Here is a 20,972-nt window from a genome sequence, read left to right as displayed (position 1 = left end):
CGGCCTGCGACGAGCCGCTGTCCGGCCACCGTCACACCGCATTGCGACCCTCACGTAGCGTCTGCCGCCATGGAGCAGCACCCCGCCGCCGCGTCCCCGGGTCGCCGACGTGCCCCACGGGTGCTCGCCGCCGCAGTCGGCGCCGCCGCTCTGCTCCTCGCCGGCTGCAGCGACGACGAACCGGCGCCGCCGGCGACGGCCACCGTCGAGGGCGACCCTGGCAGCGACCTGCGCTACGTCGCCCTGGGCGACTCCTTCACCGCCGCCCCCGGGGTGCCCGAGACCAGCACCGAGACCTTCTGCCTGCGCTCCGACAGCAACTACCCCGCGCTGGTCGCCGACGAGCTCGGCGTCGACCTGGTCGACGTGAGCTGCAGCGGCGCCACCACCGAGCACATGCTCACCGCCCAGTTCTGGGCCGGTCAGCGGCAGCCGCCGCAGCTCGAGGCGCTCACCGACGAGGCCGACCTGGTGACGGTCAGCGTCGGCGGCAACGACTTCGACCTGTTCGGCACGCTGATCGGCACCTGCTCCGAGCTCGCCGACCTGGCCACCTCACCCGATGACGCGCCGTGCCGCACCCGGATGCAGGCCGGGGGCAGCGACATCCTGCTCGACCAGGCGCGCCAGATCCGCGGGCGGGTGGCGCGCGTGGTGCGCGCCGCGCGCGAGCGGGCCCCCGAGGCCGAACTGCTCGTGGTCGGCTATCCGCAGATGGTGCCCGACACCGGCGCCTGCTCGGCGCTGCCGCTCGCCCCCGGCGACTACGACTACGCCCGCGCGGTCAACCTCGCCCTCACCCGCGCGCTCGAAGGGGCCGCCGCCGACACGGACTCGCCCTACATCGACGTGTGGCAGGCCAGCGAGGGCCACGACATCTGCGCGCCGCAGCCGTGGATCAACGGTGCCGGCCTCGACGCCACCGCGATGCCGTTCCACCCCTACCCCGTCGAGCAGGAGGCGGTGGCCGACCTGGTGGTCGCCGAGGTCGAGGGCCGCCTCTTACCGAGGCCCTGACCGGAGGCGTGCCCGCTTGTAACGCGGTGTCCGCGTAGGTAACGCGGTGTCCCGACACCCCGCCGGCTACGGGGACACCGCGTTACATGGGTCCTCGCGAGCGGTCGGCCGCGCCAGGATCAGACCAGCGAACCCCCGCGGTGCACCACCTCGCCGGCCACCGCGGTGAGCGCGACCGGCATCTCGCGCAGCGCCCGAGCGGTCGTCGCATCGTCGGCGCGGGTCGCGAGCGGGTCGGCGTCGAGCAGCACCAGGTCGCCGCGCGAGCCGGGACCCACCATCGGCTGCCCGTCGACGGAGGCCGCCAGCGCCTCGCGAGGCGTCAGCGCCTGCTCCGGGTGCCAGGGCTCGCGCTCGTCGGCGGTGCGGTGCACCGCTGCGGCGATGGCCAGCCACGGGTCGAGCGGCGAGACCGGGGCGTCGGACCCCAGCGCCAACTCGACCCCGTCCTCGAGCATCCAGCGGAACGCGAAGCAGCGCTCCTGCCGGTCGGGCCAGATGCGGGTGGTCAGGTCGCGGTCGTCGAGCAGGTGCGCCGGCTGCACGCTGGCCCGGATGCCGAGCTCGGCCATCCGGCGTACGTCGTCGCGGCCGACGAGCTGCGCGTGCTCGATGGATCCCCGCGCCCCGGTCGCGGCGTACGCCGCCAGCGCCTCGGCCAGCGCCGCGTCGCCGATGGCGTGGGTGGCGACCTCCAACCCCCCGGCGTGGGCCCGGGTCTGCAGCTCGCGCAGCTCGTCGCCCGAGAGGTTGGGCTGCCCGGCGGGGTACTCCAACCGGTGCGCGTCGGCGTACGGCTGGCAGCACCAGGCGGTGCGGGTGTTGAGGGACCCGTCGGAGATGATCTTCAGCGCCCCCATCGTGGCGCGCGGGTCGCAGTCCGGCAGGGTGTCGCCGGTGCGCAGCCCGGCTGAGAGCACGTCGTCGAGCCCCTCGGCGTAGGTCGCGACGCGCACCCTCAGCAGGTCGCACCCCTCGTGCCAGCGCTCCGCCCAGTCCATCGGGCCGGCGGAGAACTCGTAGTCGGTGAGGCCGACCACCCCGAGCGCGGCGGCGGTCTCGAGCATCCGCCGGTAGGCCGCCGGCGAGGTGCCGTCGTTGCCGACCAGCGTGGCCAGCCGCGGATAGACCGCGAACCACTCGGTCTCGCGGACGACCGAGTCACGCACGGGAAGAGCCAGGTGCATCAGCGCCGTGGTGTTCAGCCAGGCGTGGTGGCCGTCGCCGCTGATCAGCACCACCGGTGTCTCGCCCGAGACGGCGTCGAGCTCGGAGACGGTGACGTCGCGGTCCCAGACCCCGGCGCGGTGCCCCCAGCCGATCACCGGCAGCTCGGGCTGCTCGGCGACCCGCTCGGCCACCATCGCGGTGGCCGCCTCCGGGGTCCGCGCCGCGGCCAGGTCGAGCCGCTGGGAGGTCAGCGTCCACTGGGCCAGGTGCGCGTGCTGGTCCCACAGCCCCGGCACCACCCAGCGTCCGAGTCCGGCGATCTCCTCGGCGCCCGCCGGTCGCTCCAGGCCCGGCCCGACGGCGGTGACCACGCCGTGCTCGACGGCGACGTCGACCGGCTCGTCGGGGGCGGTCTCGCCCGGCGCCAGCGGAACCAGGCGTACGCCGCGCAGCAGCAGGTTGCTCACGAAGCGCACCGTAGGTCATCGGGTGCCGCCGGCCCCACACCGGCTCGGGTGAGACCCGAGACGGTCACGGCGCGACCGCCTCGACCGCCGACCCCAGGCTGCGTGACCCTGCTCCGGGGGCCGTCGGGCTCAGCCCGCGCAGATGTCGGCGAACGCGTCGACCAGCAGGTCGATGTCGTCCTCCGAGGCCACCAGCGGCGGGGCCAGGCGCACCGACTGGCCGTGCGCCTCCTTGGCGAGGATGCCGCGCTCGAGCAGGGCCTCGCTGACTTCGCGGCCGCTCGCCATCTCGGGGTCGATGTCGACGCCGGCCCAGAGCCCGCGGGTGCGCACCTCGACCAGACCCTGGCCGACCAGGGCGGCGAGGCCCTCGCTCAGCCGCGCCCCGAGCACCTGGGCGCGCTGCTGGAACTCACCGGTCTGCAGCATCGCCACGACCTCGTGGCCGATGGCCGCCGCCAGCGGGTTGCCGCCGAACGTGGAGCCGTGCGAGCCCGGGGTGATCACCGAGAGCACGTCGCCGTCGGCCGCGACCGCGGAGACGGGGTAGAGGCCGCCGCCGAGGGCCTTGCCGAGCATGTAGATGTCGGGCACGACGTCCTCGTGGTCGCACGCGAAGGTGCGGCCGGTGCGGGCCAGCCCGGACTGGATCTCGTCGGCCATCATCAGCACCCGCTGGGAGTGGCACAGGGTGCGCACCTGCTGGAGGTAGCCGTCGGGAGGGATGATCACGCCGGCCTCGCCCTGGATCGGCTCGAGCAGCACGCCGACCGTGGTCTCGTCGATCGCGGCCTCGAGCGCGGCGAAGTCGCCGTAGGGCACCAGCTTGAACCCGGGCGTGTAGGGCGAGTAGTGAGCGGTGGCGACCGGGTCGGTGGAGAACGAGACGATCGTGGTGGTGCGGCCGTGGAAGTTGCCCTCCATCGCCACGATGGTGGCCCGGTGCTCGGGGACGCCCTTGACCAGGTAGCCCCACCGGCGGGCGACCTTGATCGCGGTCTCGACGGCCTCGGCGCCCGAGTTCATCGGCAGGATCATCTCCTTGCCGGTGAGCGCCGCCAGGTCGCGGGCGAACGGACCCAGCTGATCGTTGTAGAACGCCCGCGAGGTCAGTGTCAGCCGGCCCAGCTGCTCCTGGGCGCGGGCGACCAGCCGCGGGTGGCCGTGGCCGAAGTTCAGCGCGCTGTAGCCGGCCAGGCAGTCGAGGTAGCGCCGGCCCTCCACGTCGGTGACCCAGGCACCCTCCCCGGAGGACAGCACGACCCGCAGCGGATGGTAGTTGTGCGCGGCATAGGACTCGGTCAGCTCGACATGCGCCTCGGTGTCGCTGTGAGGGGCGATGTTGGCGTCGATGACGCCGGTCTGGGAGAGGTCGGTGCCGGTCATGACGACATGCTGCCACCAGGGGTGCCGCGGCGCCGAAACGGCGGGGCGGGGGCTCCGCTCGCCCCCGGACCGTGCCGACGCCGCCAGTCACTAGATTGGGGCGCATGAGCGGTCGGGGGAGGTGGCGCGGGCTCGGGGTGCTGGTGGCGCTGGCCGCCGTCGCCACCGCCGGCGGGTACGCCGCGGCCGACCTCGCCGAGCACGGGCCGGACACGATCCCGACCGCCACGCCCCTGGCGGCCGAGTCGCCGTCGTACCCGGTCACCGTCTACGACGTGCAGCCGGACCCCACGACCCCGCCGCTGCGCCGCGGCATCGAGCTGCGCACGGTGCGCCTGCGCGACGACCCGATCCAGGTGCGCGTGGCGGTGCCCGAGGGCTGGATGCGGGTGGCGCTCGCGCCCGGCTACGACTCGTGGAACTTCTCCCCACCGGCGGCACCGACCAACACCTACCTGCTGCGCATCTCTCTGCTGGGCGAGCGGGAGTCGCTCGCCGTGGCCAGACTGGCGCGGATGGCCGCCCTCGAGGACGCCGAGGCCAACGGCGACCTGCTCGACCTCGACGTCGAGGCCGAGGGCGAGGACGCGTTCACGGCGACGTTCATCGACCGGGGCGGCTACCGGCGGCTGACCTACGAACGGTTCCTGCCCGCGCCGGGCACCACGACCGCCCGGGTGGAGATCGCGGTCAACGGGCGGCTGGCCGACGGCCCCGGCATGCGCGACCTGCTGCGCCGGGTGGCGGCCTCGGTGCGGCTGCCGCAGCCCTGACCTCGGCACCGGCGGTCGAGCCCGCCGTCCCGGTGGTCGAGCCCGCCGTCCCGGTGGTCGAGCCTGCCGAGACTCACATCCCGTGCACGGCGACGGTGTCGAGCACCCGGGCGGCCTCGGCACGGTCACTGCTGCGCACCTGCACCCACAGCAGGTGGTCGGCGGTCACCTGGACCACCCGTTCGACGGTGACGCCGGCCGGGCAGTCCAGGCTCCACACGGTCCGCGCCGAGCCGGAGACGTCGTCGACCGGCAGGCCCGTCTCCGCGCACTCGGGGTGCTGCGGCAGCGTCTCGGGCAGGTCGTCGCCGGGCAGCAGACCGAGAAACACCCCCTCGCCGAGCTCGCCCTCCGCCCAGTCGGCGGTCGTGCCGGCCGAGAGCGCCTGGAAGTCACGGTCGGCGTCCGGCGGTCGCCACCCCTCCGTGCTGGTCGCGACGGTCCAGGACGGGGGCACGGTCACGCTGATCGAGCCGGTGTCGTCGGAGAGCTCGGTCTGCGCGGAGCCGCCGTCGTGCAGCCCCCAGCCCACGGCCGCGCCGCCGGCCACCACGACCGCCGCCGCCAGCGCCCAGGTCGCCCGGCGCAGCCACCGCCGGCGGGACGGCGACGGCGGCCCGGGGGGCTCCGGCTGGGCCTCCGGCTCCCCGGGCCGATCGGCCGCTGCCCCGAGCATCGGCAGCGAGGGAGCGCCGCCGGCCTGGGTCAGCCACGGGTCGGGGCTCGCCCCGGCCGCCCAGGTCAGCTCCCCCGTGTCCTGCTCGAGGACCGGAGCCAGCGCGACCTCCAGCGCGGCGACGAACGAGGCCACGTCGGGCCACCGGTCGTCGCGGTCGCGCGCCAGCCCCCGGCGCAGCACCTCCTCGACCTCGGCCGGGAAGGACCGCTCGTCGCTCGACAGCGGCGGCACGGGCGGCGGATCGGCGGCGGCACCGAGGTCGGCGTGGGAGTACGCCGCGCGGCCGGCGAGCAGCAGGTAGGCGAGCGCGGCCAGCGAGTAGAGGTCCGCGCGAGCGTCCAGCGCCTCGCCGCGAGCCTGCTCGGGGGCGATGTAGGACGGGGTGCCGGCCACCATGGTCAGCCGCGACGACATGTCGAGCGCCTTGCCCAGCCCCAGGTCGCCCAGCATCGCCCGCACCGCCGGAGCCGTCCCGTCGGACCGGCCGGAGCGACCGTTCCCGAGGGTCCGGAACAGCACGTTGGCCGGCTTCACGTCACGGTGCAGAATGTCCCGCTCGTGCAGGGCGGTCAGTCCCGCGCCCACCTGGCGCACCACCTCGAGCGCCTGGGCGGCGGTGAGCCCCTCCAGCTCCAGCCGGTCCGCCAGCGTGCCCTGGTCGGCGTACGACATCACCAGGTAGGGGCGGCCGTCGTCGAGCTCGCCGGCGTCGTAGACGCTCACCACGTGGGGCGACTCGACCCGGCGCAGGTAGCGCCCCTCCTCGACGAACCGGCGGCGCACGTGGAGGTCCTCGGTCCAGTTGTCGGCCAGCACCTTCACCGCGACCGGGCTGTCGAGCTGGGCGTCGTAGGCCAGCCACACCGTCGCGAACGCCCCGGACCCGATCCGGCGGCGCACCGCGTAGCGGCCGAGGCGGCTGGGCATGGACACGTCTGCATTATGTTCGACCCGGGACCCGGGCCGGGTGGCGCACAGCCGCCGGCCACGAGGGGAAGGGAGCCCGGTGGAGCCGAACGACGTCCCGCATGCACCGACGCCCGACGAGATCGACGAGCTGGCCCGGCGTGCCCGCGAGGGCGACCGCGATGCCCTCGAGGCGCTGCTGACCGCGGTCCGGCCGCGGGTGCTGCACGTGTGCCGCGGCGTGCTGCCCTACTCCGCCGACGCCGAGGACGCCTGCCAGGACGCCCTGGTCAACATCGCCGCCAAGATCGGCGGCTGGGGCGGCCGGGGCCGGTTCACCACGTGGATGCACGTGGTCGCGGTGAACTCCGCGCGGTCGACCTACCGCAAGCTGAAGAACCAGGCCACCCCCACCGACACGATGGAGTCCGGCCCGCACGAACGGCCCGACCCGCGCACCACCTCGGTCATCGCCGGCACCCGGCTCGACCTGCTCGAGGCGATGGAGATCCTCGAGCGCGAGCACCCGCAGCTGGTCGAGCCGCTGCTGCTGCGCGACGTCTACGGCATGGCCTACGACGAGATCGCCGCGCACCTCGACGCGCCGCTCGGCACGATCAAGGCCCGCATCCACCACGGCCGCAAGCTCGCCCGGCCGCTGCTGCGGGGCGACGCGTGACCCGCCGCCGCGCCGCCCGGGCGGCGCTCGCCGCGCTGACCGCGACGGCGGTGGCAGGCGCGCTGGCCGGTTGCAGCGACGGCGAGCCGTCGGTCTCCGGACCCGCGACGCTCCCGACGTCGACGGCCGCCACGGCCTCGCCCCCGGCCACCGGCTCCACCGCTCGGCCGGCCCCGACGGCCGACGTCGACCCCGACCTGGCGGTCGCCGTCAACGAGCCGGTCGAGGACTCGGTCTATCCCGAGGTCGGCGAGCCCGACGTCGACGCTCTCCATTACGACCTCGCACTCGACTGGGCGCCCGACACCGCCACGCTCGAAGCGACCCAGACCCTCACCTTCCGCGCCGCCACCACTGGCGACTCCTTCCAGCTCGACCTCGCCGAGCCGCTCGAGGTCTCCACCGCCCGCCTCGACGGACGCGACGTCGAGGTGCGGCACGACGGCGACGACCTGGTCGTGCGGGCCGCGGTCGAGACGGGCGAGCAGTACGCCCTCGAGCTCGCCTACGCCGGCTCCCCCGAGCCGGTCCCGGCGCCGACCACCCGCTCGGACTTCTCCACGCTCGGCTGGACCGTCACCGCCGACGGCGAGGCCTGGACCATGCAGGAGCCCTACGGGGCGCACTCGTGGTACGCCGTCAACGACCACCCCTCCGACAAGGCGCTCTACGACTTCACGATCACCACCGACGCGCCGTTCGTCGGCGTCGCCAACGGCGAGCTGACCTCCCGGCGGACGAGGAACGGCCGCACCGAGACCCGGTGGCACCTGGCCGAGCCCGCGGCGTCGTACCTGATCACCGTCGCCGTCGGCGACTACCAGCGGTGGGACGACGAGTCCCCCAGCGGCGTGCCGATCAGCTACTGGGTGCCGCGCGACGAGACCCGCTGGCAGGTGCCACTGTCGGCCACCCCCGAGGCGCTGCGCTGGGTCGAGGGCAAGCTCGGCGACTACCCGTTCGACACCCTGGGCGTGCTGCTGGTCGACTCGCGCAGCGGCATGGAGACCCAGACCATGATCACGCTCGGCACCACCCGCTACGCCACCTCCCCGGAGGTCCTGGTGCACGAGATCGTGCACCACTGGTGGGGCAACCAGGTCACCCCGAACGACTGGCGCGACCTGTGGATGAACGAGGGCATGGCGATGTACCTCCAGTGGGTCTACGAGGCCGAGGTCGGCGGTCAGTCGATCGACGCGGTGATCGACCGCTGGGTGCCCTACGAGCAGTCGCTGCGGGCGCTGCACGGCCCGCCCGGCGACTTCGACCCGGACAGCTTCGGCGAGTCCAACGTCTACTTCGGCGGCGGGATGCTCTGGCACGCGGTGCGCCAGCGGGTCGGTGACGACGCGTTCTGGGACGCCGCGAGCGGCTGGCCGGCCTCCCGCGACAACGGCCACGCCGGCCGCGACGAGCTGATCGCCTGGTGGGAGGAGCGCACCGGCGAGTCGCTGCGCGACCTGTTCGACGCCTGGCTGACCTCGCCCACCTCGCCCGAGCTCGAGTGAGTCGGCAGGGGCGGCGGTAGCGGCGGTTCTCGGCGCCCCCGCGACCACCTGACCCTCTGCCCAGAGCGAAAGCCCTTGCCCCACGCGCCGGACTCCGCGAGCGTCGTCGCCATGCGACTCCTGGTGCTCGGCGGCTCGGTGTTCCTCTCCCGCGAGGTGGCGGCCGAGGCGCTGCGGCGGGGCCACCAGGTCGCCTGCCTGTGCCGCAGCGGCGACCGGGTTCCCGAGGGCGCCCGGCACGTGGCCGTGGACCGGTCGACCGCGGCGCCGGCCGAGCTGGTGGCGGCCGCCGGGCCGGAGTACGACGCGGTGGTCGACGTCGGTCGACAGCCGTCCTGGGTGCGGCGTGCCACCGAGGCGTGGCCGGAGCCGCACTGGGTGTTCGTCTCCTCGATCAGCGTCTACGCCGACGAGACGACGTCCGGCGGCGGTCCGGGGCACACCCCGCTGCACGAGCCGGTCTTCGAGGACGTCGACCTGCGCACGCAGCCGGAGGCCTACGGACCGATGAAGGTGGCCTGCGAGCGCACCGTGCTCGACGGCACCGGCTCCGCGCTGGCCCTGCGGCCGGGGCTGATCGTCGGCCCGGGCGACCCCACGGGACGCTTCACCTACTGGGTCGACCGGCTCGCGGACCTCGACCACCCCGACGTGCTGGCCCCCGGCGACCCCGACGACACCGTGCAGGTCGTCGACGTCCGCGACCTGGCCGCCTGGATCGTCGACTGCGCCGAGCAGCGGCGCACCGGCGTGCTCGACGCGATCGGCGACGTGACCGGCCTGCGCGAGCTGCTCGCCGCCGTGGCCGTCGGGGTGAGCGAGCCCGCGGCACCCGCCCCGACGCTCACCTGGGTGCCGCAGGAGCTCCTCGAGGCCGAGGAGGTCGCGCCCTGGGCAGGACCCCGCTCGCTGCCGCTGTGGCTGCCGCGTCCGGCGTACGACGGGATGCTCGCCCACGACCCGGGCCCGGCCCGGGACGCCGGGTTGCGCTGCCGGCCGGTCGCCGACACCGCTCGCGACACCCTGGCCTGGCTGCGGGCCACCTCCGAGGCGACGCTGACCGGGCTGACCCGCGCAGAGGAGGCGGAGGTGCTCGCGGCCTGGCGCGGGCGCTGGGACCGCCCGGCCCGTCCGCGCACTACCCTGCGCGGGTGAGCCGCTCCCGCCTGAACGCCGCGCAGCTGATCGACCTGGCCCTCGACGCCGACTCGTGGGTCTCCTGGGACACCCCGCCCGAGCGCAGCGGCGTCTCCGAGGGGTACGCCGCGGAGCTGGCCGCCGCCGAGCGCAAGAGCGGCGTCGACGAGTCGGTGCTCAGCGGCGAGGGGCGGATCAGCGGCCGCCGGGTCGCGGTGGTCGCCGGCGAGTTCGCCTTCCTGGCGGGTTCGATCGGGCGCGCGGCCGCCGACCGGCTGGTCGCGGCGGTCACCCGGGCCACCCGCGAGGGGCTGCCGCTGCTGGCGGCGCCGGTCAGCGGCGGCACCCGGATGCAGGAGGGGACCCCGGCGTTCGTGCAGATGGTGCGCATCTCCGAGGCCGTCGCCACCCACAAGGCGGCCGGACTGCCCTACCTGGTCTACCTGCGCCACCCCACCACCGGCGGGGTGATGGCGTCGTGGGGGTCGCTGGGCCACGTCACCGTCGCCGAGCCGGAGGCGCTGCTGGGCTTCCTCGGCCCGCGCGTCTACGAGGCGCTCTACGGCAAGCCGTTCCCGCCCGGGGTGCAGACCTCGGAGAACCTGTCGGCCCGCGGCATCATCGACGGGGTCGTCGCTCCCGAGGACATCGCCGAGATCCTGGACCGCACGCTGCGGGTGCTGCTCGCCCCGCGCCGCGACATCGTGCCGTCCGCGCCGCTGCCCGACGACGCGCTCTTCGGCGGCGCCCCCGCGGTCGACACGTGGGAGGCGATCACCCGCTCCCGCAACCCCGAGCGGCCCGGCGTCCGCCGGCTGCTCCGGTACGCCGCGCGCGACGTCGTCCCCCTCAACGGCACCGGCCAGGGCGAGCACCATCCCGGGCTGCTGATCGCGCTCGTGCGGTTCGGCGAGGTGTCGTGCGTGTTCCTCGGCCAGGACCGGCGCGGTCAGGCCGACCAGCCGATGGGTCCCGAGGCGCTGCGCGAGGCGCGCCGCGGGATGCGGCTGGCCTCCGAGCTGGGGCTGCCGCTGGTCACCGCGATCGACACCCGCGGCGCCGCGCTCTCCCCCGAGGCCGAGAACGGCGGGTTGGCGGGCGAGATCGCCCGTTCGCTGTCGGATCTGGTCACGCTCGACGCACCGACCCTGTGCCTGATGCTCGGCGAGGGCAGCGGTGGCGGTGCGCTCGCGATGCTGCCCGCCGACCGGGTGATCGCGACCCAGCACTCCTGGCTCTCGCCGCTGCCGCCGGAGGGCGCCAGCGCGATCGTGCACCGCGACGTCGAGCACGCGGCCGAGATGGCTCGCGCGCAGAAGGTGGGCGCGATCGAGCTGCACGAGCTGGGCGTCGTCGACCGGATCGTCGCCGAACGACCGGATGCCGCCGACGAGCCGGAGGCGTTCTGTCAGCGGGTCGGCCTGGTGCTCGAGCACGAGCTGGCCGCGCTGCTGGAGGCCGGACCGGGCTCCCCTGCCTCTCGGGCGGCGCGCTACGCCTGACCCGGGCAGGAAGTGGGGCCCGTGGAACTCGCGGGCTGCGCCCGGGTCAGGACAGCAGCGCCCAGGGGTCCTCGCGCTGCCACAAGGTCGGGAAGCGCAGCACGACGCTCTGGTCGGCGGCGAGCCCGGCGAAGACCCGCATGGTGACGTCGAGGTCGTCGCCGGCGTAGGGCAGCGCCCGCAGCGGCGCGTCGAGCGGACGGAAGAAGTCGTCCCAGTGGATCAGCACCACGACGGTGGCCCCGACGGTCTCGACGGTCTCGGCCCAGTAGGCGCGCAGGTAGCCCTCGTCCTGCAGCCCGAGCTGGCCGACCCCGAGGTAGGCCACGTCGGCGCGGTGCCCGGCCAGGGCCCCGGCGACGTGCCCGGCACTGCCCTGGACCAGCGCGGTGCGACCGCTGGTGTGCCGGACCACCAGCGACCACGCCTCGCCGCACCGGTACGCCTTCGTCCGCGTCGGCGGGACCACGGGTCGGGTGATCGCTCCCGGGAAGCGGTCGGGCGGGCAGTGGTGCGACTCGACCCAGGTGACGTCGAAGCCGCCGAGCCGCAGCGAGTCACCGGAAGCCACGACGCGGAGCCGCTCCTCCGACAGTCCTGCCCCGCGCCCGAGGTTGGCCGCGGACTCGCCACCGACCAGGAGCGCCCCGGTCCGATCGGCGACCGCGGCGGAGTCGAGCGCGTGGTCGTAGTGGGTGTGGACCGGCAGCACCGCGGCGAGTCGGCTGGCCCCGGTGCGGTCCAGCGCAGCGTCGATCCGGGCCGGGTCGGGGGCGATCCTGCCGAGTCCGACCTTGGTCAGCGGAGGCCGGGAGAAGAACCCGTCGGTCATCACCGCCGACTCGCCGTCGTCGAGCAGCAGCGTGGAGACGCCGAGGAACGTGACGCCCAGGCCGTCGTCGGCGGACGGCACGGCGAACCGGTCGGCGTACCGCGTGAGGTCGGGGCGGCCGGGCTTGAGACGCATGGGCGGACGCTAACCGAGCCGCCGGCGCCGGGGGGGGGGCGATCAGTGGTCCTCGCCCCAGTTGGCGACCAGCGCGGCCACCGGAGGGATCACCGCGGCGACGACGGACATCGCCACCGCCGCGGTCGTCGACCAGAGCCGGACGACGTTCCAGGCCAGCAGGATGAGCACCAGGCAGGTGCCCATCAGGGCGAAGTACCACCGCTGACGCCGGCGCAGGCGGACGCTCTGCGCCTCGCGGGCGTCGCTGACGGTGAAGCGCCGATCTCGTCTCATCACCTCCACTCTCACACGGTGTTCCACCCCCGTCGCCCGCGACTAGAACGCGTTACAGTTCGCCGGTGACCAAGACCTACGTCGTGACCGGCGCCGCCTCCGGCATCGGGGCCGCCACCACCACCCTGCTCCGCTTCCAGGGGCACCGCGTGATCACCGTCGACCGGCAGGACTCCCCCGACGGTCCCGTCGACGTGACCGCCGACCTCTCCACCGCGGCCGGCCGCGAGTCCGCGGTGTCGCAGGTGCAGGGCCTCGCCGAGGTCCTGCACGGCGTGGTGCCGTGCGCGGGAGTGGCCGGCCTCACCGGGGTCGACCCCGAGCTGGTCGTCTCGGTGAACTTCTTCGGCGCCCTCGCCCTGGTCAGCGGGCTGCGTGAGCAGCTGGCCGCAGGCGGAGGCGACGGCGGCGCCGCCGTCGTGCTGCTCGCGTCGAACTCCGTCACCTGCCAGCCCGGCTGGGACGCCGACGTGGCCTCGGCCTGCCTGCGCGGCGACGAGCCCGCGGCCCGGGCCGCGGCCGCGAAGACCGAGGCGGTCAACGTGTACCCCGCGACCAAGGCCGCGTTGGCCTACTGGGCGCGGCGCGAGGGCATCACCGACGCCTGGATCGGCGCCGGCATTCGCGTGAACGCGGTCGCCCCCGGGCTGATCGCGACCGCGATGACCGAGCAGCTGCGCGCCGACCCCCAGCTCGGGGTCTTCGCCGACGCCTACCCGAGCGCGGTGGGCCGCCCCGGCCGGCCCGAGGAGGTCGCGGCCACGATCGGGTTCCTGCTCTCGGACGCCGCCAGCCTGATGGTCGGCTCGGTGGTCTTCGTCGACGGCGGCACCGACGCGATCCTGCACCCGCTCTCCCCCGAGGGCATGCAGGTTCCCAAGCTCGCTCTCGGCGTGATGAACACCGTCGCCGGGCTGGCCACCAAGGTCGGGGCGATGCGGCGCAAGTCGTAGGGGCCGCCGGCGGGGAATCGCCGGATATCCGGCGATTCCCGCACACCACACGCGTTGCAACGCGTGTGAAGCGACTACGACACGTGAGAAGTCCCCGCCCGATCGGTCAACCGGTGACGCACGCGGTGACCGCCGAGAAGATGGCGCTGCGGATCTCGGGCGGCATGTCCTCCTCCGGCTGGTCGACGTAGTTCCACTGCTCGTCGAAGTAGCCGGCCGCCGCCATCTCCTCGAGCCCGGCAGCCTCGATCCAGCCCCGCGCCGCGCACTCGGCCTGGTCGGAGGTGATCGGCCCCTCCGCCGCCAACGCGGCGGCCAGCGTCGAGACGGCGCGCTCGCGGTCCTCCGCGGAGGGCGCGCCAGGCTCGGTGGAGGGATCGGTGGGCGGCTCGGTCGATGCCTCGCCGACCGGGTCCGACGCGTCGACACCGCCGACCGGCTCGCTCTGTCCGGTGGTCTCCGCACCTGCCGCGGACCGCGCCGGCTCCCGCTCGCCGCCGAGCACGGCGTACGCCGTCGCCGCCAGGCCGCCGAGGACCAGGGCCGCCACGGCGGCCAGGGCGACGAGCTGGCCCCGAGCGCGCCCCGGTGGTGGGACCTCGGCGCTGCCCGGCCGCACCGGGGCCGGCGTGTCCGGGAGCGCGAGCACGGCCCGCAGGTCGTCGCGCATCGCCATCGCGGTGGCGTAGCGCTCGACAGGCTGCTTGGCCATCGCGGTTCGCAGCACTCGGTTGAGCGCCTCGACCTGGGCCCCGGCACCGGGCAGCTGCGGCACCGGCTGGTCACGGTGGGCGGTGGCGACCTGGAAGTCGGTGGCACCGGCGTAGGGCGGGCGGCCGGTGAGCGTCGTCCAGAGCAGACAGCCGACGGCGTAGACGTCGCTGGCCACTGTCGCCGGTGCACCGTCGTGCAGCTCAGGGGCCATGTAGCCGGGGGTGCCGACCGTGCCGACAGTCGCGTGGGTCTGTTCGGCCAGCACCGGCCGGGCGATGCCGAAGTCGGCGAGGTAGGCGGTGAAGCCGTCGGCACGGCGGCGCAGCAGCACGTTGGCCGGCTTGATGTCTCGGTGCACCAGCCCACCGGCGTGAGCATCGGCGAGGCCGGCCGCGACCTGCGCGACCAGCTCCGCCGCGACCCGCAGCGGCGGCACCCCGTGGACGCGCAGCATGCCGCCGAGGTCGCCGTCGGGCACCAGCTGGGTCGCGAGGTAGAGGTGGCCGTCGGCCTCGCCGTGGGCGTAGACGTGCACCACGTGGGGGCTGTCCAGCCGCGCCTGGGCCTGTGCCTCGCGGGTGAAGCGGGCACGGAAGGCCGGGTCGTCGGCCAGCCCCGGCGTGATCAGCTTCAGCGCGACCGACCGCCCCAACACGGTGTCGTGCGCCTCGTGCACCACGCCCATGCCGCCACCGCCCAGGCGTCGGCCCAGCCGGTAGGGGCCGATCGTGGTGCCTGGGTCGGCGGGGGGCGGGCTGGTCACGGGCTCGTCCTACCCCGTCGGGGCGGTCTCACACCAGGGGCGTGGCACGAGCAGTGGATAGCACGGTCGCGACATGGCTCGCGGGTCACACCAGCGCCCTTCTCGGTGGCGGAAAGGGCGCCGGTGTGACCGCCGAGGTCAGCGCTGGAGCGGGCTGTAGAGCACCAGGCCGTTGCCCTTGTCGTCGTAGACCACGGCTCGGCGCTCGTGGGCGTCGTCGTAGGGCCCCTTGACGATCGCACCCCCACCGGCCTCGACGGCCCGTGCTGCGGCGTCCACGTCGGCGGTCTTGACGCCGACGACGACCTTGCCGGGCAGCGGGTGGTCCACCGAGGTGGCCAGCGCCAGGGTCACCGAGCCGCCGTCGAGCGCCGCGAAGTGGGCGCCGTCCCGGAACTTCAGCGCCATCCCCATGGTCTCGGTGTAGAACCTGATCGACTCGTCGAGGTTGTCTGTCGAGAGGATGATCATCCGCACGTCGAGCTCGCTCATCAGCTGCCTTCCTCTGGGGTCATGACCGCACCGTAGTCCCGTTGGGAGCGTCGTGTCGGTCGGGTCGGCGAATGTGCGCCAGCCCGCTCGGGCGAGGGGTCGATCGTTCCTCGACACGCCGAAGAATCGCGTGAATCGGTGACCCCTCAGCGATCCACCCATCCCGAGACAGGCTGGCGCGGCGAGCGCCAGCGAGCCAGCGGCAGCGCGCACGACCGCGAGCGCAGCGAGCCTGGTTGTGCGCAACAGAAAGGGCGGCGAAAGAAGCGAGTTCCAGGCTCTTGCGGCCGAAGGCCGCCCGCATAGCGGTGTCTACCAGCGGTTGCGGGCCTCCTCGGTCCAGCCGACCAGCCCGTCGAGGGGCACCCGCTCGCCGTCGTCGCTGGTGGCCCAGCCGCTGAACTCGCCGAAGCACTGGTGCGTCTCGGCGGCGACCACGAGCAGGTTGGTCCGCGCGGCGCGCTCGTGGAACGGGTGCAGGGTGGCCTCGACCCGGGAGCCGGTCATCCGCCAGGGCCGCTGCCAGTCGGTGCGGTCGTAGTCCCAGCGCAGCTCTTCGCCGGCGCCGCCGAGGTAGTGCGCCCGCCCGTCGACGAACAGGGCGTTCTCGGTGGAGCCGGTGCCGGCGGTCCACTTGCCGCCGAGCTGGATGCCCCGGCCGGGGCCGCTGCCGGCCGCCCAGTTCCAGGTCATCGAGTAGGGCCAGCGGCCCCGGCCGTGGTCGAGCACGGCGAACGAGTCGCCGGCCGGTACGTCGTGGGGCCGGCCGCCGACGACGAGCTGTCCGCGCACGGGCCGGGAGACGTCCTTCACGGTGTACTGGAAGAGCCGGTCGCTCCACGGCACCACCACGCCCAGCGACTCGTGGCCGGGCACGGCCGGCAGGGTGAGGTCGACGGTGACGTCGGGCGCGGTGGCCCGCAGCGTCGTGGCGTCCACGCCCTGGTCGAAGACGAACGCCAGGTTGCCGCCGTGCGCCTCGACCCGGCCGGTGCCGGCGCGGTCGGGCAGCCGCACGCCGCGTCCTAGCGGCACGGTCGCGTCGTGCACGGTCTCCTGCTTCGTCACCCGGTCGAGGACGTAGATGCCGAGCACCCCGGCGTAGTCCAACGACGACACGACCAGCCCCACCACGTGGGTGGGGGTGACCACGCCCCAGTACTCCCACCGCTTGGTGCGGCCCCAGCCGTGGAGTCCCGCCCGCAGGTCGGTGCGCAGGTTGGCCCGGTGCAGCGGCGTCCGGCTCCACCCCACCGCGTCGCGGTTCAGCCGCCCGTCGGGGCGGCACAGGTCGACGGGCTCGGTGATCTCGCGCAGGTCGGTGGTCACTCGGCGATTGTGTCGTCCCCGGAGGCGTGATCGCGTGGACTTCGGCGCACCTGGTACGCCGAAGTCCACGCGGTCGCGCGCGAGCTCAGAACAGCAGCGCGGACGCCGGGTCGTGCAGCAGCCCGGCGACGTCGGCGAGGAACCGCGAGCCCTTCTCGCCGTCGATGTGGCGGTGGTCGAACGAGAGCGCCAGCGTGGTGACGTCGCGGGCGACGATCTCGCCGGTCTGCTCGTCGACCCACGGCCGCTTGTTGACCGCGCCGAAGGCCAGGATCGCCGACTCGCCGGGGTTGATGATCGGGGTGCCGGCGTCGACGCCGAACACGCCCACGTTGGTGATCGTGAACGTGCCGCCGCTCATCTGCGCGGGCTGGGTCTTGCCGGCCCGGGCGGTGTCGACGAGGTCGCCGAGCGCCATCGCGAGCTCGACCAGCGAGAGCGCGTCCGCGTCCTTGACGTTCGGCACGACGAGGCCCCGCGGGGTGGCCGCGGCGATGCCGAGGTTGACGTAGCCCTTGTAGACGACCTCCTGGGCAGCCTCGTCCCAGAACGAGTTGATCTCGGGGGTGCGCCGCATCGCCAGCACGCAGGCGCGCGCCAGCACCAGCAGCGGGCTGACCTTCACCTCGCGGAACTCCCGGCGCGCCTTGAGCCGCTCGACCAGGCGCATCGTCTCGGTGACGTCGACGGTCACCCACTCGGTGACGTGCGGTGCGGTGAACGCCGAGGTGGTCATCGCCTGCGCCATCATCTTGCGCACGCCCTTGACCGGCTCGCGGGTCTCGCGGGCGCCGCCCATCGAGTGCACGCCGAGCCGGCCCAGGTCGGGGTAGGCCTCCGGCATCGCCCGGCCGGCGCCGGACGCGGCCTGCTCGACGTCCTCGCGGCTCACCGTGCCGTGCGGCCCCGTGGGGGTCACCGTGGTGAGGTCGACGCCGAGGTCCTTGGCCAGCTTGCGCACCGGCGGCTTGGCCAGCGCCCGCGCCCGGGCGTGGCCGGCGGCCGGGTCGGTGACGTCGGGGATCGCGAGACCCTCGAAGGTCGGCGGCTCGGGCGCGTGGGCCGGCACCGGCGGCTCGTCAGCCGGGGCGACGTCCTGAGACTGCGCCCCGCCGGGCGAGAACGCGCCCTGCACCTGCATCTGGGTCTGCGCCCCGGCGACCGACGACGGGGACGCCGACCCCTTGCGGGCACGGCGCAGCGGGCCGCGGTCGGCCTTGTTGCGGCCGACCAGCGACTCGCCCTCGCCGCCGCCGCTGGCGGCCGGGTTGGACAGGTCGATCACCATGTCGGCAGCCAGGGCTGCCGCGTCGTCCCCGGACGGCGGGGCCGCGGCCGGCTCCGCGTCGTCGCCGATCGCGATGATCGGGGTGCCGACGTCGACGGTCTCGCCCTCGGCGACCATCAGCGAGCGCACCACGCCCGCGAACGGCGAGGGCAGCTCGACGATCGACTTCGCGGTCTCGATCTCGCAGATGATGTCGTTGATGGCGACGGTGTCGCCCTCCTTGACCTTCCACGAGACCAGCTCGGCCTCGGTGAGGCCCTCGCCGACGTCGGGCAGCTTGAACTCAGGCATCCGGGTCTCCTCAGAAGCCGAACGAGCGGTCGACGGCGTCGAGCACCCGGTCGAGGTCGGGGAGGAACTCCTCCTCGATGCGGGACGGGGGGTACGGCGTGTCGAAGCCGCCGACGCGCAGCACCGGCGCCTCCAGGGAGTAGAAGCACTCCTCGGTGATGCGCGCGGAGAGCTCGGCGCCCAGGCCCAGGTTGACGTGGGCCTCGTGGACGACGACGGCGCGGCCGGTGCGGCGTACCGACTCGTAGACCGGCGCCATGTCGAGCGGGGAGAGCGTGCGCAGGTCGATCACCTCGAGCGAGCGGCCCTCGTCGGCCGCGGCCGCGGCGGCGTTGAGCGCGGTCTTCACCGTCGGGCCGTAGGCCAGCAGTGTGGCGTCGGCGCCGCGGCGCACGACGCGGGAGGCGAACAGCGGCTCGGGGGCCTCGGAGTCATCGAGCTCGGCCTTGTCGGCGTGGTACTGCCGCTTCGGCTCGAGGAAGATCACCGGGTCGTCGCAGGCGATCGCCTGCTGGATCATCCAGTAGCCGTCGACCGGGTTGGAGCAGGCCACGACCTTCAGGCCCGGCGTGTGCGCGAACTGCGCCTCGGGCGACTCGCTGTGGTGCTCGACCGCGCCGATGCCGCCCCCGAACGGGATGCGGATCACCATCGGCATCTTCGACCTGCCCTGGGAGCGGTAGTGCATCTTCGCGACCTGGCAGACGATCTGGTCGTAGGCGGGGTAGACGAACCCGTCGAACTGGATCTCGACCACCGGCCGGTAGCCGCGCAGCGCCATGCCGACTGCGGTGCCGACGATGCCGGACTCGGCCAGCGGGGAGTCGATGACGCGGTCCTCGCCGAAGTCCTTCTGCAGCCCGTCGGTGATCCGGAAGACGCCGCCGAGCTTGCCGACGTCCTCACCCATCACCAGGACCTTGGGGTCGTCCTCCATCGCCTTGCGCAGCCCCATGTTCAGGGCCTTGGCGAGCGTCACCTTCTGACCGCTCATCGGGCCGCCCCCTCGGTGGTCGAGCCTGCCGAGACCTCGAAGGTGTCGAGGTAGGCCGCATAGCCGTCGCGCTGGGCGGTCAGCTCGTCGGTCAGCTCGGAGTAGACGTGGTCGAACATGCTCAGCGGCGCCGGGTCGGGCATCGCCTTGCAGCCCTCGCGCAGGTGGACGCCGAGCTCGTCGGCCTCCTGGGCCACCGCGGCGAAGAACGCCTCGTCGGCCAGCCCGTTGCGTTTAAGATAGACCTGCACCCGCGCGATCGGGTCGCGCAGCTTCCAGCGCTCGACGTCCTCCGAGAGCCGGTAGCGGGTCGGGTCGTCGGTGGTGGTGTGGGCACCCATCCGGTAGGTGTAGGCCTCGATCAGCGTCGGCCCCTGGCCCTCGCGGGCCCGCTGCAGCGCGGCCTGGGTGACGGCGTACGTCGCCAGCACGTCGTTGCCGTCGACGCGCACGCCGGGGAAGCCGAAGCCGAGCGCCCGCTGGTAGAGCGGGATCCGGGTCTGCCGCTCGATCGGCTCGGAGATCGCCCACTGGTTGTTCTGGCAGAAGAACACCACCGGCGCGTTGTAGGAGGCGGCGAAGATGAAGGCCTCGTTGACGTCGCCCTGCGACGACGCGCCGTCGCCGAAGTGGGCGACCACCGCGGTGTCGCGGTCCGGCTCGCCGGTGCCGACCGCGCCGTCGCGCTGCACGCCCATCGCGTAGCCGACCGCGTGCAGGGTCTGCGCGCCGATCACGATCGTGTAGAGGCCGAAGTTGCGCTCGGCGGGGTCCCAGCTGCCCTGGTCGACGCCGCGGAACAGCCCGAGCAGCTTCAGCGGGTCGAGGCCGCGGCACCAGGCGACGCCGTGCTCGCGGTAGGTCGGGAAGACGTAGTCCTGCGGCCGCAGCGCGCGGCCGGCGCCGACCTGGGCGGCCTCCTGGCCCAGCAGCTGGGCCCAGATGCCGAGCTCGCCGTGGCGCTGGAGCGCGGTGGCCTCGGTGTCGATGCGGCGGGTGAGCACCATGTCGCGGTAGAACCCGCGGATGGTCTCGGCCTCGTCGACGCCCGCACCGGGGTCGAACCGGAAGTCGTGGTGCTCGACGCGCTCGCCTTCGGGCGTGAGGAGCTGGATCAGCTCGGGGCCGCCGTCCTGGGCGGCGGGTCCGAAGACCTCCGCGAGGTCGGGGCCGAAGCCGGGATGCTGGGTCACCGTTGACTCCTTCGGGTCATCCGGGCTGGCGGGGTCGCCGCATGCCGGAGGATCGGGCCGGCGGCGCCTGGGTGGCGCGCCGCCGTCGCCCCATCGTGCACCCCGGGTCCTGCTGCGACGACACGGGATCGCCTGTGACCCGGCCCACACGGGGGCTGGAGCCGAACCTATCCAATCCGCGGCCGACCCGTCACTTCCGGTTGGTGATGTGGCGCTGACCCGTCACTCGTGGTCGATGTTCACCCGGTGACCTGTCACTCGTGGTCGATGTTCACCCGGTGACCTGTCACTCGTGGTCGGTGTGTGGCTGTCCGCTGCGCGGGGCTTCGTGGTGATGGTGAGGACCGGTGCGTGTGTGGGTGGGGCGGGTCGGCTGCGCCGGAGGGGCCCGCTCGGCCAAACCACCCGCTCCGCCCGTCCCTCACGGAGCGGGGGCCAGGCCCATCCACGGCCTCGGGGCCCCTCCGACTCCGCCGCCCCACCCC

General features: G+C 74.1%; 18 protein-coding genes. 7 read left to right on the top strand and 11 right to left on the bottom strand.

The window, feature by feature from the left end:
* The first annotated feature begins 69 nt into the window (after window positions 1-69).
* On the top strand, window positions 70-1,017 hold the full coding sequence (locus D6B71_RS09380; RefSeq protein ID WP_121254306.1) for an SGNH/GDSL hydrolase family protein: 948 nt from the start codon (window positions 70-72) through the stop codon (window positions 1,015-1,017).
* Window positions 1,018-1,136: 119 nt separating this feature from the next.
* On the opposite strand, the gene D6B71_RS09375 is transcribed toward D6B71_RS09380, so the two are convergent.
* Together D6B71_RS09375 and rocD are read right to left on the bottom strand one after the other, a co-directional pair.
* Complete coding sequence (locus D6B71_RS09375) at window positions 1,137-2,654, bottom strand: amidohydrolase (RefSeq protein ID WP_121254466.1); 1,518 nt, start codon at window positions 2,652-2,654, stop codon at window positions 1,137-1,139.
* A 129-nt stretch (window positions 2,655-2,783) separates the two neighbouring features.
* Window positions 2,784-4,040, bottom strand: a complete 1,257-nt coding sequence (rocD, locus tag D6B71_RS09370; protein ID WP_121254303.1) for an ornithine--oxo-acid transaminase — start codon at window positions 4,038-4,040, stop codon at window positions 2,784-2,786.
* 104 nt (window positions 4,041-4,144) lie between these two features.
* On the opposite strand from rocD, the gene D6B71_RS09365 reads away from it, so the two are divergent.
* Window positions 4,145-4,813: a hypothetical protein gene (locus D6B71_RS09365; protein ID WP_126688224.1), complete on the top strand. Its 669-nt coding sequence runs from the start codon at window positions 4,145-4,147 to the stop codon at window positions 4,811-4,813.
* Between the two features lie 73 nt (window positions 4,814-4,886).
* Here the strand turns inward: D6B71_RS09365 and D6B71_RS09360 are convergent, their stop codons facing one another.
* Window positions 4,887-6,419, bottom strand: coding sequence for a serine/threonine-protein kinase (locus D6B71_RS09360; RefSeq protein WP_121254299.1), 1,533 nt, complete (start codon window positions 6,417-6,419; stop codon window positions 4,887-4,889).
* Window positions 6,420-6,498: 79 nt separating this feature from the next.
* Between D6B71_RS09360 and D6B71_RS09355 the strand changes: the two genes are divergently transcribed.
* From D6B71_RS09355 to D6B71_RS09340, 4 genes are all read left to right on the top strand, one after another.
* Window positions 6,499-7,077 (top strand): RNA polymerase sigma factor, encoded by a 579-nt coding sequence (locus D6B71_RS09355; protein ID WP_240641254.1) that lies wholly within the window; start codon window positions 6,499-6,501, stop codon window positions 7,075-7,077.
* Window positions 7,074-8,588, top strand: a complete 1,515-nt coding sequence (locus D6B71_RS09350; RefSeq protein ID WP_121254294.1) for a M1 family metallopeptidase — start codon at window positions 7,074-7,076, stop codon at window positions 8,586-8,588. Before D6B71_RS09355 ends, D6B71_RS09350 begins: the two co-directional genes overlap by 4 nt.
* Window positions 8,589-8,699: 111 nt before the next feature.
* A complete protein-coding gene (locus tag D6B71_RS09345; protein WP_121254292.1) occupies window positions 8,700-9,743 on the top strand; it encodes a Rossmann-fold NAD(P)-binding domain-containing protein in 1,044 nt (347 codons plus the stop codon).
* Window positions 9,740-11,227 (top strand): carboxyl transferase domain-containing protein, encoded by a 1,488-nt coding sequence (locus D6B71_RS09340; protein ID WP_121254290.1) that lies wholly within the window; start codon window positions 9,740-9,742, stop codon window positions 11,225-11,227. Before D6B71_RS09345 ends, D6B71_RS09340 begins: the two co-directional genes overlap by 4 nt.
* A gap of 46 nt (window positions 11,228-11,273) precedes the next feature.
* Here the strand turns inward: D6B71_RS09340 and D6B71_RS09335 are convergent, their stop codons facing one another.
* Both D6B71_RS09335 and D6B71_RS09330 read right to left on the bottom strand, forming a co-directional pair.
* The gene (locus D6B71_RS09335) at window positions 11,274-12,194 is read right to left on the bottom strand and encodes an MBL fold metallo-hydrolase (protein ID WP_121254289.1); all 921 of its coding nucleotides are present in this window, start codon (window positions 12,192-12,194) and stop codon (window positions 11,274-11,276) included.
* 42 nt (window positions 12,195-12,236) lie between these two features.
* Complete coding sequence (locus D6B71_RS09330) at window positions 12,237-12,470, bottom strand: DUF3099 domain-containing protein (protein ID WP_121254464.1); 234 nt, start codon at window positions 12,468-12,470, stop codon at window positions 12,237-12,239.
* Window positions 12,471-12,535: 65 nt separating this feature from the next.
* Here D6B71_RS09330 and D6B71_RS09325 point away from each other — a divergent pair, with 65 nt between their 5' ends.
* Window positions 12,536-13,423 carry an SDR family oxidoreductase gene (locus D6B71_RS09325; protein WP_240641244.1) on the top strand — a complete coding sequence of 296 codons (888 nt, stop codon included), beginning with the start codon at window positions 12,536-12,538 and terminating at the stop codon, window positions 13,421-13,423.
* Between the two features lie 106 nt (window positions 13,424-13,529).
* On the opposite strand, the gene D6B71_RS09320 is transcribed toward D6B71_RS09325, so the two are convergent.
* From D6B71_RS09320 to pdhA, 6 genes are all read right to left on the bottom strand, one after another.
* Window positions 13,530-14,900, bottom strand: a complete 1,371-nt coding sequence (locus tag D6B71_RS09320) for a serine/threonine-protein kinase (protein ID WP_121254287.1) — start codon at window positions 14,898-14,900, stop codon at window positions 13,530-13,532.
* A gap of 138 nt (window positions 14,901-15,038) precedes the next feature.
* Window positions 15,039-15,392: a VOC family protein gene (locus D6B71_RS09315; RefSeq protein WP_121254285.1), complete on the bottom strand. Its 354-nt coding sequence runs from the start codon at window positions 15,390-15,392 to the stop codon at window positions 15,039-15,041.
* Window positions 15,393-15,704: 312 nt separating this feature from the next.
* A complete protein-coding gene (locus D6B71_RS09310; protein WP_121254283.1) occupies window positions 15,705-16,721 on the bottom strand; it encodes a DUF2804 domain-containing protein in 1,017 nt (338 codons plus the stop codon).
* Between the two features lie 85 nt (window positions 16,722-16,806).
* On the bottom strand, window positions 16,807-18,300 hold the full coding sequence (locus tag D6B71_RS09305; protein ID WP_121254281.1) for a dihydrolipoamide acetyltransferase family protein: 1,494 nt from the start codon (window positions 18,298-18,300) through the stop codon (window positions 16,807-16,809).
* Window positions 18,301-18,310: 10 nt separating this feature from the next.
* Window positions 18,311-19,294 (bottom strand): alpha-ketoacid dehydrogenase subunit beta, encoded by a 984-nt coding sequence (locus D6B71_RS09300; protein ID WP_121254279.1) that lies wholly within the window; start codon window positions 19,292-19,294, stop codon window positions 18,311-18,313.
* Entirely contained in the window at window positions 19,291-20,487 is a 1,197-nt protein-coding gene (gene pdhA, locus D6B71_RS09295; protein WP_121254277.1) for a pyruvate dehydrogenase (acetyl-transferring) E1 component subunit alpha, read from the bottom strand. The genes D6B71_RS09300 and pdhA overlap by 4 nt, the downstream gene beginning before the upstream one ends.
* Window positions 20,488-20,972 lie beyond the last annotated feature (485 nt).

The organism is Nocardioides ferulae (assembly GCF_003660455.1).
GTDB lineage: Bacteria > Actinomycetota > Actinomycetes > Propionibacteriales > Nocardioidaceae > Nocardioides > Nocardioides ferulae.
This window is presented reverse-complemented; position numbering and strand designations above follow the sequence as displayed.